At 67.7% G+C, this 13517-nt stretch carries 11 protein-coding genes; 7 read left to right on the top strand and 4 right to left on the bottom strand.

What is annotated here, in order from left to right; translation table 11 throughout:
- Window positions 1–78: 78 nt before the first annotated feature.
- Together lysX and QGN32_RS00320 are read right to left on the bottom strand one after the other, a co-directional pair.
- Window positions 79–3405: a bifunctional lysylphosphatidylglycerol synthetase/lysine--tRNA ligase LysX gene (gene lysX, locus QGN32_RS00325; RefSeq protein WP_326546724.1), complete on the bottom strand. Its 3327-nt coding sequence runs from the start codon at window positions 3403–3405 to the stop codon at window positions 79–81.
- 43 nt (window positions 3406–3448) lie between these two features.
- Window positions 3449–3811, bottom strand: coding sequence for a DUF1844 domain-containing protein (locus QGN32_RS00320; RefSeq protein ID WP_326546723.1), 363 nt, complete (start codon window positions 3809–3811; stop codon window positions 3449–3451).
- Between the two features lie 216 nt (window positions 3812–4027).
- Between QGN32_RS00320 and infC the strand changes: the two genes are divergently transcribed.
- The 4 genes from infC to QGN32_RS00300 are packed head-to-tail and all read left to right on the top strand — an operon-like array spanning window position 4028 to window position 6040.
- The gene (infC, locus tag QGN32_RS00315) at window positions 4028–4627 is read left to right on the top strand and encodes a translation initiation factor IF-3 (RefSeq protein ID WP_326548857.1); all 600 of its coding nucleotides are present in this window, start codon (window positions 4028–4030) and stop codon (window positions 4625–4627) included.
- Between the two features lie 20 nt (window positions 4628–4647).
- On the top strand, window positions 4648–4842 hold the full coding sequence (rpmI, locus tag QGN32_RS00310) for a 50S ribosomal protein L35 (RefSeq protein ID WP_326546722.1): 195 nt from the start codon (window positions 4648–4650) through the stop codon (window positions 4840–4842).
- Window positions 4843–4880: 38 nt separating this feature from the next.
- On the top strand, window positions 4881–5270 hold the full coding sequence (gene rplT, locus QGN32_RS00305) for a 50S ribosomal protein L20 (RefSeq protein WP_064395676.1): 390 nt from the start codon (window positions 4881–4883) through the stop codon (window positions 5268–5270).
- A 23-nt stretch (window positions 5271–5293) separates the two neighbouring features.
- Window positions 5294–6040, top strand: coding sequence for a TrmH family RNA methyltransferase (locus QGN32_RS00300; RefSeq protein ID WP_326546721.1), 747 nt, complete (start codon window positions 5294–5296; stop codon window positions 6038–6040).
- 433 nt (window positions 6041–6473) lie between these two features.
- Here QGN32_RS00300 and QGN32_RS00290 read toward each other — a convergent pair whose 3' ends face one another.
- Both QGN32_RS00290 and QGN32_RS00285 read right to left on the bottom strand, forming a co-directional pair.
- A complete protein-coding gene (locus QGN32_RS00290) occupies window positions 6474–7718 on the bottom strand; it encodes an acyl-CoA dehydrogenase family protein (protein ID WP_326546720.1) in 1245 nt (414 codons plus the stop codon).
- Window positions 7719–7722: 4 nt separating this feature from the next.
- Complete coding sequence (locus QGN32_RS00285; protein WP_326546719.1) at window positions 7723–8772, bottom strand: oxygenase MpaB family protein; 1050 nt, start codon at window positions 8770–8772, stop codon at window positions 7723–7725.
- A gap of 218 nt (window positions 8773–8990) precedes the next feature.
- Between QGN32_RS00285 and QGN32_RS00280 the strand changes: the two genes are divergently transcribed.
- The 3 genes from QGN32_RS00280 to pheT all read left to right on the top strand — a co-directional run bounded on the left by QGN32_RS00280 (window position 8991) and on the right by pheT (window position 13490).
- On the top strand, window positions 8991–9827 hold the full coding sequence (locus QGN32_RS00280; protein ID WP_326546718.1) for an adenylate/guanylate cyclase domain-containing protein: 837 nt from the start codon (window positions 8991–8993) through the stop codon (window positions 9825–9827).
- Window positions 9828–9936: 109 nt separating this feature from the next.
- The gene (gene pheS, locus QGN32_RS00275; protein ID WP_326546717.1) at window positions 9937–10992 is read left to right on the top strand and encodes a phenylalanine--tRNA ligase subunit alpha; all 1056 of its coding nucleotides are present in this window, start codon (window positions 9937–9939) and stop codon (window positions 10990–10992) included.
- Window positions 10992–13490, top strand: coding sequence for a phenylalanine--tRNA ligase subunit beta (gene pheT / locus QGN32_RS00270; RefSeq protein WP_326546716.1), 2499 nt, complete (start codon window positions 10992–10994; stop codon window positions 13488–13490). Before pheS ends, pheT begins: the two co-directional genes overlap by 1 nt.
- Window positions 13491–13517 lie beyond the last annotated feature (27 nt).

Below are 13517 nucleotides of genomic sequence, written 5' to 3'. Positions count from 1 at the left end.
GGTGTTGTCGCCCAACGGCTCCACGCACTCCAGGGATTGGAGTGCCGGGCGAACATCGCATGGAACCAGGCCATCGCGCTACCGCGGTTTGGCCAGCGGGAACGGCAGCGTCTCGCGGATGCTGCGGCCTGTGATCAGCATGACGACGCGATCCACGCCCATTCCGAGCCCGCCCGTCGGCGGCATCGCGTACTCCATCGCCCGCAGGAAGTCCTCGTCGAGTTCCATCGCCTCCGGGTCGCCTCCGGCCGCGAGTAGCGACTGCTCCTGCAGCCGGCGGCGCTGCTCGACCGGATCGGTGAGTTCGCTGTAGGCGGTGCCGAGCTCGACGCCCCACGCCACCAGGTCCCAGCGTTCGGCGACGCCGGGAATGCTGCGGTGCGGACGTGTCAGCGGCGATACCGACGTCGGGAAGTCCTTGTAGAACGTCGGCTCTTCGGTGCGATCCTCGACCAGCCGCTCGTAGAGTTCGAGCACCACCGCGCCAGCGTCCCAATGCGTCAGGTACGGGATGCCGGCGGCGTCGCACAGCTTGCGCAGCATCGGCAGGTCGGTCTCCGGACCGATCTCCTCGCCGAGCGCCTCCGACACCGCGCCGTGCACGGTCTTGACGGTCCACCGGCCGGAAATGTCGACGGGCTCCAACCCGCCGCCTTCGCGCGCCCGGTAGAACACGTGCGCGCCGTTGGCGGCTTCGGCCGCGTTCTGGATCAGCTCACGGCAGCCGTCGATCCACACGTGGTAGTCCGCGTGTGCCTGATACGCCTCCAACATCGTGAACTCGGGGTTGTGGCTGAAGTCCACGCCCTCGTTGCGAAACGCTCGGCCCAGTTCGAAGACCCGCTCGACCCCGCCGACGCATAACCGTTTGAGGTACAGCTCGGGAGCGATGCGCAGGTAGAGGTCCAGGTCGTAGGCGTTGATGTGGGTGAGAAACGGCCGTGCGTTGGCACCGCCGTGGATCTGCTGCAGGATCGGCGTCTCGACCTCGAGGAAACCCTTGCCGACCAACGTCTCCCGAATCGCCTGCAGCACCGCGCTTCGGGTGCGGATCAGGTCGCGAGCCTCGGTGTTGATCGCCAGGTCGACGTAGCGGGCACGTACCCGGGCTTCCTGGTCGGTCAATCCCTTCCACTTGTCCGGTAGCGGACGCAGACACTTGCCGATCAGCCGCCAGTCATGCGCGAGCAGCGAGCGGGTGCCCTTCTTGCTGTACCCCATCGTCCCGGACACCTCGATGAGATCACCGAGATCGATGGCGCGGGTGAAGTCGGCCGTCGTTGTCGATTCCAGCAGGGAATTGTCCAGCAGGAGTTGAACTTCACCGGACCAGTCACGCAACTGGGCGAACAGCACACCCCCGTAGTCCCGGCTGCGCAGCACCCGGCCCGCCACCGTCACCGAAACATCGTCGTCTGCTTTGATCGCCGCGGCGATGGAGTGCGACGGCTCCCTGCCGACGGGGTAGGCCTCGATTCCGCTGTCCTGCAACGCCTTGAGCTTGGCCATGCGCACTCGAACCTGTTCCGGCAGCCGTGGCTCGTCGCCGTCGGGCAAATCTGCGGCCAGGCCACTGATGTCGGGGGCGGTGCCATCGTGATGCAGCAGTCCGGTCGCCATCAGGTTCTGTGGCACCGCGGTGTGATGGCCAGTGTGCGGCTGCTCGTGACGTCGCGAAAACGGCAGCACCAGAAAGCCTTCGGCGATCACCGAGGCCACACCGACCCGGGGCACCAGGCGGGCGTCCTCATAGCAGGCGTAGCGCGGCACCCATTGCGGTTGGTACTTCATGTTCGAGCGATACAGCGTCTCGAGCTGCCACCATCGCGAGAAGAACACGAGCAAGCTGCGCCACAGCCGCGCGATCGGGCCCGCACCGAGCTGTGCGCCCTGCTCGAACGCCGAGCGAAACATGGCGAAGTTCAACGAAACCCTGGTAATGCCAATGGCTTCGGCCTGCATGCACAGTTCGCTGACCATGAGCTCGATGGTGCCGTTCGGGGATTGGGGGGAGCGGCGCATCAGGTCCAGTGAGGCGCCGTTGGCACCCCACGGCACCAATGACAGCATCGCGACCACATGATCATTCCCGCCCGACCCCCCGACATCATCTTGGACCGCCTCCACCAGAAGGCAGTCGCCGTCCGCCGGATCGCCGAGCCTGCCCAACGCCATTGAGAACCCGCGCTCGTCGTCGGTGTCGCGCCAGGCGTCGGCCCGGGCGATGACCTCGGCCATCTCCTCGGCACTGAGGTCGCGGTGCCTGCGGATCCGGACGACGGCCCCCGCCCGCCGGGCCCGCGTCACCGCCTGGCGGACCGCGCGCATTTCCGGCCCGGAGAGCCGGAAGTTGTCCGGGTACAGGATCGCTTCGTCGCCGAGCTGCAGGGCGTTGAGTCCCGCTTCACGGAACGCCTCCGCCCCCGCGGAGCTGGCCCCCATCACGCCCGGGGCCCACCCATAGGTCTCACACAACTCGAGCCACGCCTCGATAGCCGCCGGCCATGCCTTCGGGTCACCCACCGGATCCCCGCTGGCCAAGCAGACACCGACCTCCACGCGGTAGGTGATGGCGGCCCGTCCGTTGGGTGCGAATACCACCGCCTTGTCGCGCCGCGTCGCGAAATAGCCCAGCGAGTCGTTCTTGCCGAACAACTCCAACAGCCCGCGCAGCGCGGACTCGTCCTCGCCGGTGAGCGCGTTCTCTGCCCGCTGGGATTGGAAGAGCACGATCGCCGCGACCATCAGGGCCAGCGCCCCGAACAGCCCGAGCAGCGTGTTGACCAGTACGTGCGGATGCCCGGAGAAGTTCGACGAATCCGCGCCGGCGAACGCGCTCACCCGGTTCAGCGCGTACCAGAACCGGTCCTCGCGGGCCAGCGAGCCGGGGAACAGTTCGAGCAGTCCCCACCCGATCGCGGTGCCGATCGCCATGCCGGCGACCAGCGCGCCCGCCGCCTTGACCAGCGCCCCGCGGCGCACCTTCGCCCAGAACTCACCCCGCGCCAGGAGCAAGAACAGGATCGCGGCGAGATGGAACCCGATGCCGACGATCTCGCCGATGTCCTGCATCACCGACTCATCGCCGGTGACCAAGCCGCCGACGTTCCAGCCGATCGCGGCCACCATGTAGCCGACGAGAATCCACCAGGCGATGCGCTTGCGCGCCGCCAGGGCCGCCGCCAACAGCGCCAGCACGAACGCCCACGCGAAGCTGGTGTCGGGGAAGTTGAAGATGTAGTCGTTGACGAACTCGCGCGGGACCCTGATGACCGACCGCACGAACGGCGAGACGCTCGCCATCAACGAGAGCGTGGCGATGATGCCGACGGTCCAGCCCGCCGCCGCGGGTACCCATCGGTGCCTCGACCTGCGGCGGGTGGCCGGCGCCACTACGACGGTCATAGGCCGCGACATTATTCGGTTGAGCTGTGAAATGGGTGGTGACTCACGACCAGACGGGGCCGGTGTATTTCTCGCCGGGGCCCTGGCCGGGTTCGTCGGGCGATGCGCTGGCTTCGCGGAACGCCAACTGCAGCGTCTTGAGCCCGTCGCGCACCGGTCCGGCGTGCGGTCCGAGATACTCGGCGGCCGCGGTGATCAAGCCGGCCAGCGCCGTGATCAACCTGCGCGCCTCGTCGAGGTCCCGGTACGGGCTGTCGTCCGGATTCTCGGCCGACAGCCCTAGCTTCTCCGCGGCGGCACTCATCAACATGACGGCCGACCGGGTGATCACCTCGACGGCCGGGATGTCGGCGAGCTCGCGCACGGCCGAGCCGTGCAGATCACCAGTGTTAGGCGCATCGGTCATGCCTGATAGACTGGCATGCGCGACCGTCCCGGCAAACGCCAGGGACAGCAAGTGGAGTCCCCCTCCCACCGCTGGCCACAGGAATTCCCCGAAGGCTCAGCGGTCCGGTCACAGGCATCCGATGCCTGTCCTGGTCGGCTGTGGGCCCTGCTTTGAGCAGGGCTTTTCTGTTCGATTGAGCAGCACGCTGATGGAGTGGGCTCCTAGAGGACAACAATAGGAGGCCCCATCAGCACTGAGACCCGCGTCAACGAGCGTATCCGCGTACCTGAAGTCCGCCTGATCGGACCGGGCGGTGAACAGGTAGGCATCGTTCGCATCGAAGATGCCCTCCGCGTCGCCGCGGATGCCGATCTCGATCTCGTCGAAGTAGCGCCGGATGCCAAACCACCGGTCTGCAAGATCATGGACTACGGAAAGTTCAAATACGAGACGGCTCAGAAGGCGCGCGAGTCTCGCAAGAACCAGCAGCAGACCGTCGTCAAGGAACAGAAACTTCGTCCCAAGATCGACCCTCACGACTACGAGACCAAGAAGGGTCACGTGATCCGCTTCCTGGAGGCGGGGTCGAAGGTCAAGGTGACGATCATGTTCCGCGGCCGCGAGCAGTCGCGCCCGGAGTTGGGCTACCGCCTCTTGCAGCGGCTGGGTGCCGACGTCGCCGACTACGGCTTCGTCGAGACCTCCGCCAAGCAGGATGGTCGCAACATGACGATGGTGCTGGCCCCGCATCGTGGCGCGAAGACTCGCGCCAAGGCGGCCCAGCAAGCCGAAGGCTCGGCAGCACCGGCCCCCGCACCCGACACAACCAGTTAGAACAACAGAGCAGAGGACATATGCCCAAGGCGAAGACCCACAGCGGCGCTTCGAAGCGGTTCCGCCGCACCGGAACCGGCAAGATCGTGCGCCAGAAGGCCAACCGTCGGCACTTGCTCGAGCACAAGCCGAGCAAGCGGACCAGGCGTCTTGACGGCCGCACCACGGTGTCGGCCAACGACGTCGCCCGCGTCAAGAAGATGCTGAACGGCTGATCGACTCGTCTCGTACGACCTGAACGAAGGACAATCTCATGGCACGCGTCAAGCGCGCAGTCAACGCTCAGAAGAAGCGGCGCACAATTCTCAAGGCCTCCAAGGGTTACCGCGGCCAGCGGTCGCGCCTCTACCGCAAGGCCAAAGAACAGCAGCTGCATTCGCTCAACTACGCCTACCGCGACCGCCGGGCCCGCAAGGGTGAATTCCGCAAGCTGTGGATCTCGCGGATCAACGCCGCGGCCCGAGCCAACGACATCACCTACAACCGGTTGATCCAGGGCCTGAAGGCCGCCGGGGTCGAGGTGGACCGCAAGAACCTCGCCGAGATCGCCGTCAGCGATCCAGCCGCGTTCACCGCGTTGGTCGAGGTCGCCAAGGGTGCGCTGCCCGCTGATGTGAATGCGCCGTCGGGCGAGGCTGCCTGACGCTCACCGAACGCTCCGCCCGGGTGGCTGCAGCGGTCAAGCTGCACCGTCACGTTGGACGACGCCGCGCCGCGCGCTTCCTTGCCGAGGGGCCCAACCTCGTCGAGGCAGCCTTGCGGCGCGGACTCGTATCCGAAGTGTTCGTCACCGAAGCCGCACTGGACCGATTCGGCTCGATGCTGGGCGACGCGCCGGTGCATCTGGTAACCGAGCGTGCCGCTAAAGCGCTGTCGGAGACGGTCACTCCGGTCGGGTTGGTCGCGGTCTGCTCGGCTCCGCAGACCACGCTGCGCGACGTGCTGGCCGCCTCCCCGCGGTTGGTGGCGGTCGCGGTCGAGATCTCCGAACCGGGGAACGCTGGAACGTTGATCCGCGTCGCCGACGCGATGGGCGCTGACGCGGTGGTGTTGGCCGGGCACAGCGTCGATCCCTACAACGGGAAATGTCTGAGGGCGTCGGCGGGGAGCATCTTCTCCCTCCCGGTGCTGGTCGAACCCGACGCCGTAGCCGTGATCGACGCGTTGCGCGCGGTCGGCCTGCAAGTGCTCGCCGCCACGGTCGATGGTGAGTTGTCGCTGGATGAGGCCGGCCTGGCCGCACCCACGGCGTGGCTGTTCGGGCCCGAAGCGCACGGTCTGCCCGCGGATCTGGCGGGCCGCGCCGGTCACCGGGTGCACATCCCGATGCCTGGCCGCGCGGAAAGCCTCAATGTGGCATCGGCCGCGGCGATCTGTCTGTACCAGAGCGCGCGGGCGCACCGCCGGGCTTGACCGCGTAGAGCAGCCGCCCGCCTCTGAGCGACAATCCAGCGACAGGCGCGGCGGTGTCGTACCGGCATGCCATCGTTCGGGCATGAACCCATCGCTGGAGGTGAGCGGAACCGAGTTGCGGTACCTGCTCACCGCCTACCTGCTCGAGTACGGTCCGGCCACTGTCGACGAACTGGTCGATGCGCTGGCCTACCACGGCTTCCGCACCGTCGGACGCGCGTCGAAACGCGTGTCGGACGCTCTGCGGTGGGAACGGGCGCGCGGACGCGTCATCCGGTTCCGGCGCGGTAGGTACCGCCCGGGAGCATGCCCAGAGCCACCGAGTACCGGATCTTCAAGCGGGTCCGCGCATTGCACGACGAAGTCGCTGAATTGTCGCGCAGAGGTGGGCATGCCAGCACCCACCCGGATTTCCCGGCGGCCTAACTGTGGCTCAACTGCCGTTGAGCAGGCCCCGTGCGACGTGGGTGATCTGCACCTCGTTGCTGCCGGCGTAGATCATCAGTGACTTGGCATCGCGCGCCAACTGTTCGACGCGGTACTCGGTCATGTAGCCGTTGCCGCCGAACAACTGCACCGCGTCCATCGCGACGTCGGTCGCGGCCTGCGAGCAGTACCACTTGATCGCCGACGCCTCGGGTAGCGAGATCGGCGTTCCGGTCTGCGCCGCCTCGATCACCCGAAACAAAATGTTGCGCACATTCATCCGCGCGACTTCCATGTTCGCCAACTTGAGCTGAATGAGCTGGAACTGCCCGATCTCCTGCCCCCACAGCCTGCGGTTCTTGGCGTAGTCGACGCTGAGTCGCAGGCACTCCTCGATCACGCCCAGCGCCATCGCGGCGACGCCGATGCGTTCGGTGGAGAAGCTGGACCGCGCGCTGGCACGGCCATCACCGCCGGCGCTGTCCTCGGTTTCGCCCAGTAGTCGGTCGCGGCCCAGCCGGACGTTGTTGAAGAACAACTCGCCGGTGCGCGAACTGTGAATCCCCATCTTGCGGAACGGCTTCGACTGCACGAAGCCCTCCATCCCGCGGTCGAGCACGAAGGTCAGCACCTTGCGGTCGCGCTTGTCGACGCTGGGGTCGCCTTCGTCCAGCTTCGCGTACACCACCACCACGTCGGCGTCGGGTCCGTTGGTGATGAACGTCTTCTGGCCGCTGAGGGTGTAGTCGTCACCATCGCGCACGACGTAGGACTTCATGCCGCCGAACGCGTCGGAACCCGAATCGGGCTCGGTGATCGCCCACGCGCCCACCTTGTCGTAGGTCACCAGGTCCGGCAGCCAGCGTTCCTGCTGGGCCAGCGTGCCGCGGCTCATGATCGTCGGGACCGTCAGGCCGAGGCTGACCCCCATCCCGGTGACGATACCCATCGACACCCGGCACAGCTCGCTGACGACGACGAAGCCCATGCCGCCGGAGCCCTCACCGAACATGCCGCCACCACCCGAGGATTTCTCCGGCGAGCCGCCGCCGTCACGCAGCCGCGCGAGCCGCTTGTTCAGCGACTCCCGGGCCATGTCGGTGATTCCGAACGTCGCGAACAGTTTGCGGATGATGGGGTAGGGCTCCATCTCGCCGCTTTCCAGCGCGTCGACGTGCGGGCGGATTTCCTTATCGACGAACTCGCGCACTGCATCGCGCACGGCGAGATCGACATCAGACCATTCGATCATGCACTCAGGCTGCCTTATGGCGGCCGCGGGCCGGACGCAGCCCCGCCAAAGAGAACGTGGTGTGCACCAGCGAGCCCGCCCGGTCGAGCAGCGACCTGCGGGGCGGCACGTAGTGCATCGGCAGGCCGCGCCGGTCGCTCGGCGGTGCCATGAACCCCGGCGCCTCGGCCAACGGGGCGTCCGCGGGAAGTCTGCCCTGGGCACGTCGATACGCGGTCAAAGCCCTTGGATGTAAGCGGATTTCGTCGGGCACCGCAACGAACGACAACTCGACCAGCTTCCCGAACAGGCGCAGAAGAACCTCGTCGCCGGGCGTCCACCGCATGTTGGCCTTCTCGCGCAGCGCCTCGTCGAACAAGCCGGCCGCGATCCAGCGCTGAGCGCCGACCATCGGCTTGAAGATCTGATCCCAGATACCGGTGGGCATCAACACGAACCACGGCTTGGGGATACGGATCGAGAAGATGTCCAGCGTGGCGCGGTTGATCTCCAACTCCTCGCGGCACTTGCGGTCCCAGTACTCGCAGAACGCCTCCCAGCTCTCCGGCACCGGGCGCATGCTCATGCCGTACATCCGATACCACTGCACGTGCTCGTCGAACAACTGGCGCTTCTCGGCTTCGGTCAGCCCACCGCAGAAGTACTCGGCGGTCTTGATGATCAGCATGAAGAAGGTGGCGTGCGCCCAGTAGAACGTCTCCGGGTTGAGCGCGTGGTAGCGACGGCCGGCGGCGTCGACACCCTTGATCGTGGTGTGGTAGCTCTTGATCTGCTCGCCGGTCTGCGCGGCGCGCTCGCCGTCGTAGACCACGCCCATGATCGGGTACACCGAGCGGGCGACGCGCTGCAACGGCTCGCGCAGCAGGATCGAATGGTCCTCGACGCCTGCGCCCAATTCCGGATACATGTTCTGGATCGCGCCGATCCACACGCCCAGCAGGCCGGTGCGCAGGTCGCCGAAGTACTTCCATGTCAGCGAGTCGGGCCCCAGGGGATGCGCCGTCGTGCCCGCGGCGTCGGCCTGCGGTCGCAGCTTCGTCGTTCTCACGGTCATCTGATTCCTCGCTGAATCGGCGTCAAGGCCCACGATAATGTTGACAACGGGCGTTGTCTACGATTTGCCGGGCGCGTCGCGGGTCAACGTTATCCGGCGGCTATCCGGCCGCCACACCGTTGTGACCAGCCGGTTCGCCACCCACCCTTTCGTCATTCGGACGACGACTTCGTACCGTGAGATTGCTCGGTGTCACGCGGCCCGCCTAGGGTTGAGGAGTGGATGTCGGGCCGTTCGAGAGGTCGACCGGGCCGCTGGGCTGGCTGAAGGACACCAATCGCAACGAGAGCGTCATCGCGTTTCTCCGACGGACGCGGCGCGCGTTGCCCGGTGATCCCGAGTTCGGGGACCCGCTGTCGGCCGACGGGGTGGGCGGACCGCGCGCGGCCGCCCGCGCCGCCGATCGGCTGCTGCAACGAAACGCCGCCACCCGTGAGGTGAGCCTTGGTGCGCTGCAGGTGTGGCAGGCGCTCACCGAGCGCGTGTCGGGGAAGCCGGCCAATCGCGAGGCAACGCTGGTCTTCACCGATCTGGTCGGCTTCTCGGCGTGGTCGCTGAACGCCGGCGACGAGGCCACACTGCGGCTGTTGCGCTGGGTGTCACAGGTTGTCGAGCCGCCCTTGCTGGAAGCCGGCGGGCACATCGTCAAGCGTATGGGCGACGGCCTCATGGCGGTGTTCTACGATCCAGCGACGGCGGTGCGGGCCGCGATCGCCGCGCGCGAGGCGGTGAAAGCCGTCGACGTCGACGGCTACACACCGCGGATGCGAGTCGGGGTGCACACCGGCCATCCGCAGCGGATCGGCTCGGACTGGCTGGGCGTCGACGTCAACATCGCCGCGCGGGTGATGGAACGTGCGACCCGGGGCGAGCTCATGGTCTCGCAGGCCACCTTGGAACGACTATCCGAGGAGGACTTTGAGTCGCTCGACGTGACGGCGAAACGGGTTCGGCGCCAATTGTTCACACCGCGCGTAGCGGGCATGCCAGAGGATCTCGCGCTGTATCGCCTCAGCCCCCGCAGGCAGTCGGACGCCGAGCACTCCGACGACTAGGACACGGCGCAGTAGCGCTTACGGTCGAAGTTGTCCGGCTGTTGTGTCGGCATTTCTACCCATCGGTCCGCCGCGAGGGCACCGTCGCGCCATCACCTATGATCGCCGGGTGGCTGATCAGCCCCGGGAAAAGGTCGAAACCTCATCGGATGACACGCTGACCAAGGCGGTCAGTGCGGCTCGGCATGCGTTCGACGTGGCGAGCGATCTCGATGCGCTCGCGCGCGCGAAGACCGAGCATCTCGGTGACCGGTCGCCGATCGCGTCGGCACGCCAGTCGCTCGGCTCGCTGGCCAAGGCCGAGAGGGCCGATGCGGGTAAGCGGGTGAATGTCGCCCGCGCAGCGGCGCAGCGCGCGTATGACGAGCGGTTGGCGACGCTTCGGGAGGAGCGCGATGCCGCGGTGCTGGTGTCCGAGCGCATCGACGTGACCCTGCCGTCGACCCGCCAGGCGATCGGCGCCCGGCACCCGATCACGATCCTGGGCGAGCGCATCGCCGACACGTTCGTCGCGATGGGCTGGGAGTTGGCCGAGGGCCCCGAGGTCGAGGCCGAGCAGTTCAATTTCGACGCCCTGAACTTCCCGCCCGATCACCCCGCGCGCAGCGAGCAGGACACGTTCCACATCGCGCCGGAGGGTTCGCGGCAGGTGCTGCGTACCCACACCTCGCCGGTGCAGATCCGAACGCTGCTCGAGCGCGAGTTGCCGGTCTACATCGTCTCGATCGGCCGCACGTTTCGCACCGACGAACTCGACGCCACCCACACCCCGGTGTTCCACCAGGTCGAGGGCCTCGCCGTGGACAAGGGCCTCACGATGGCGCATCTGCGCGGCACGCTGGACGCGTTCGCCCGCTCTGAGTTCGGCCCGCACGGCCGCACCCGTTTCCGGCCGCACTTCTTCCCGTTCACCGAGCCGTCGGCCGAGGTCGACATCTGGTTCGAGAACAAGAAGGGCGGGCCGGGCTGGGTCGAGTGGGGCGGCTGCGGCATGGTCAATCCGAATGTGTTGCGCGCCTGCGGGATCGACCCCGACATCTACTCCGGGTTCGCCTTCGGTATGGGTCTGGAGCGAACGCTGCAATTCCGCAACGGGATTCCGGACATGCGCGACATGGTCGAGGGCGACGTGCGGTTCTCGCTGCCGTTCGGGGTAGGAGCCTGATGCGGCTGCCGTACAGCTGGCTGCGCGACGTCGTGCAGGCGGGCGCTCCGGGCTGGGACGTGGATCCCTACGAACTCGAGCAGACGCTGATCCGCATCGGTCACGAGGTCGAGGAGGTCATCCCGGTCGGACCGGTCACGGGCCCGCTGACCGTCGGGCGGGTGGCCGAGATCGAGGAGCTCACCGAGTTCAAGAAGCCGATCCGCGCCGTCAAGGTGGATGTGGGTGAGCCCGAGTTGCGTGACATCGTCTGCGGAGCAACCAATTTCGTTGTCGGCGATCTGGTCGTGGCGGCGCTGCCCGGTACCGTGCTGCCGGGTGACTTCACAATCGCCAGCCGCAAGACCTATGGCCGCATCTCCGACGGGATGATCTGCTCGACGGCCGAACTCAACCTCGGCACCGACCATTCCGGCATCCTGGTGCTCCCGCCAGGCACCGCCGAACCGGGCACACCGGCAGCCGAGGTGCTCGGTCTCGACGACGTCGTCTTTCACTTGGCGATCACACCCGACCGCGGCTACTGCCTGTCGGTGCGCGGCATGGCCCGCGAGATCGCGATCGCCTACGACCTCGACTACGTCGACCCCGCCGCCGTCACGCCCCTGCCCGCACAGGGTGAGGCGCTGCCGGTGACCATCGACGGGGGCACCGGCGTGCTGCGCTTCGGGTTGCGACCGGTGAGCGGCATCGACCCGGCCGCGGTGTCGCCGTGGTGGTTACAGCGACGACTGTTGCTGTCCGGCATTCGGGCGATCTCGCCCGCGGTGGACGTCACCAACTACGTGATGCTCGAACTCGGCCACCCGATGCACGCCCACGACCGGTCGCTGATCAAGGGCGGATTCCGCGTGCGGTTCGCCGGACCGGGGGAGACCGTCGTCACCCTCGACGACGTCGAGCGCCGCCTCGACCCGACCGACGTGCTGATCGTCGACGACGCCGCGACCGCCGCGATCGGCGGCGTGATGGGTGCGGGCACCACCGAAGTACGCGAGAGCACCACCGACGTGCTGCTCGAAGCCGCGGTGTGGGATCCGGCCGCCGTATCGCGTACACAGCGTCGGCTTCGCCTCTACAGCGAGGCCGGCCGGCGATACGAGCGCAGCGTCGACCCCGCGATATCGGTCGCCGCGTTGGACCGATGCGCCACGCTGCTGGCCGAAATCGCCAACGGCACAGCCGAGCCCACGCTGACCGACTGGCGCGGTGAGCCACCCCGGGACGACTGGTCGTTGCCCCCGGTCACGATGGCGATCGACCTGCCTGGCCGCACCGCCGGCGTCGAGTACGCCGCGGGCACCGCCGAGCGGCGGCTCACCCAGATCGGTGCGCACGTCGTCGTCGCCGACGGGCACCTGACCGCCACCCCGCCGAGTTGGCGGCCCGACCTGGGCCAGCCCGCCGACCTCGTCGAAGAGGTGCTGCGCCTGGAGGACCTGGAAAGGATCCCGTCGGTGTTGCCGCTGGCTCCGGCCGGCCGCGGCCTGAGCCCGGTGCAGAAGCGCCGCCGCGCAATCGGGAAGTCGTTGGGGCTCAACGGTTACGTGGAGGTCCTGCCCACCCCGTTCCTGCCCGCGGGCGTATTCGACCAGTGGGGTCTGCCGGCGGACGACATCCGGCGGACGACGACCAACGTGCTCAACCCGTTGGAGTCCGATCGCCCGCAGCTGGCCACCACACTACTGCCGGGTCTGCTGGAGGCATTGAGCCGCAACGTGTCCCGCGGCACCGTCGATGTCGCCCTGTTCGCGATCCAACAGGTTGTCGAGCCGGCGTCGGAGATCGGCGTCCCCGAGCGGATCCCGACCGACCGACCGCCCACCCGCGACGAGATCGCGGCGCTGGACGCATCGCTACCCAGGCAGCCGCAGCACGTCGGCGTCGTACTGGCGGGCCTGCGCGAGCCGACGGGCCCGTGGGGTCCTGGCCGCCAGGCGCAAGCCGCCGACGCGTTCGAGGCGGTACGGGTGATCGCACGCGCGGCCGGTGTCGAGTTGAACTTGCGACCCGCGCAGTACCTACCGTGGCATCCGGGCCGCTGCGCCGAGGTGGTCCTGGGTGACCGGGAGAGCGGCATCGTCGTCGGGCATGCCGGGGAACTGCACCCCGCGGTCGTCGAGAGGTCGGGTCTGCCCAACCGGACTTGCGCGCTCGAACTGGATCTGGACGCCGTGCCCATCGTCGAGAGGCTCCCGGCACCGTTGGTGTCGCCGTTCCCCGCGGTGTTCCAGGACATCAGCCTCGTCGTCGATGAGAACGTCGCCGCGGCCGACGTGGTCGACGCCGTTCGGGCCGGCGCCGGGCCGCTACTCGAGGATGTCCGGTTGTTCGATGTCTATACCGGCCCGCAGATCGGCGCGGGCCGCAAGTCGTTGGCTTTCTCGCTGCGCTTCCGCGCCGCCGATCGCACACTGACCGAGGACGAGGCCAGCGCCGCGCGCGAGGCGGCGGTCACCCTCGCGGGCGCCCGCGTCGGCGCCGAACAGCGCCGCTAGACGTGAGTTCGGCGCGGTAACGGTCGC

Origin of the sequence: Mycolicibacterium sp. ND9-15 (assembly GCF_035918395.1) — a bacterium.
In the GTDB taxonomy this organism is placed as follows: domain Bacteria; phylum Actinomycetota; class Actinomycetes; order Mycobacteriales; family Mycobacteriaceae; genus Mycobacterium.
This window is presented reverse-complemented; position numbering and strand designations above follow the sequence as displayed.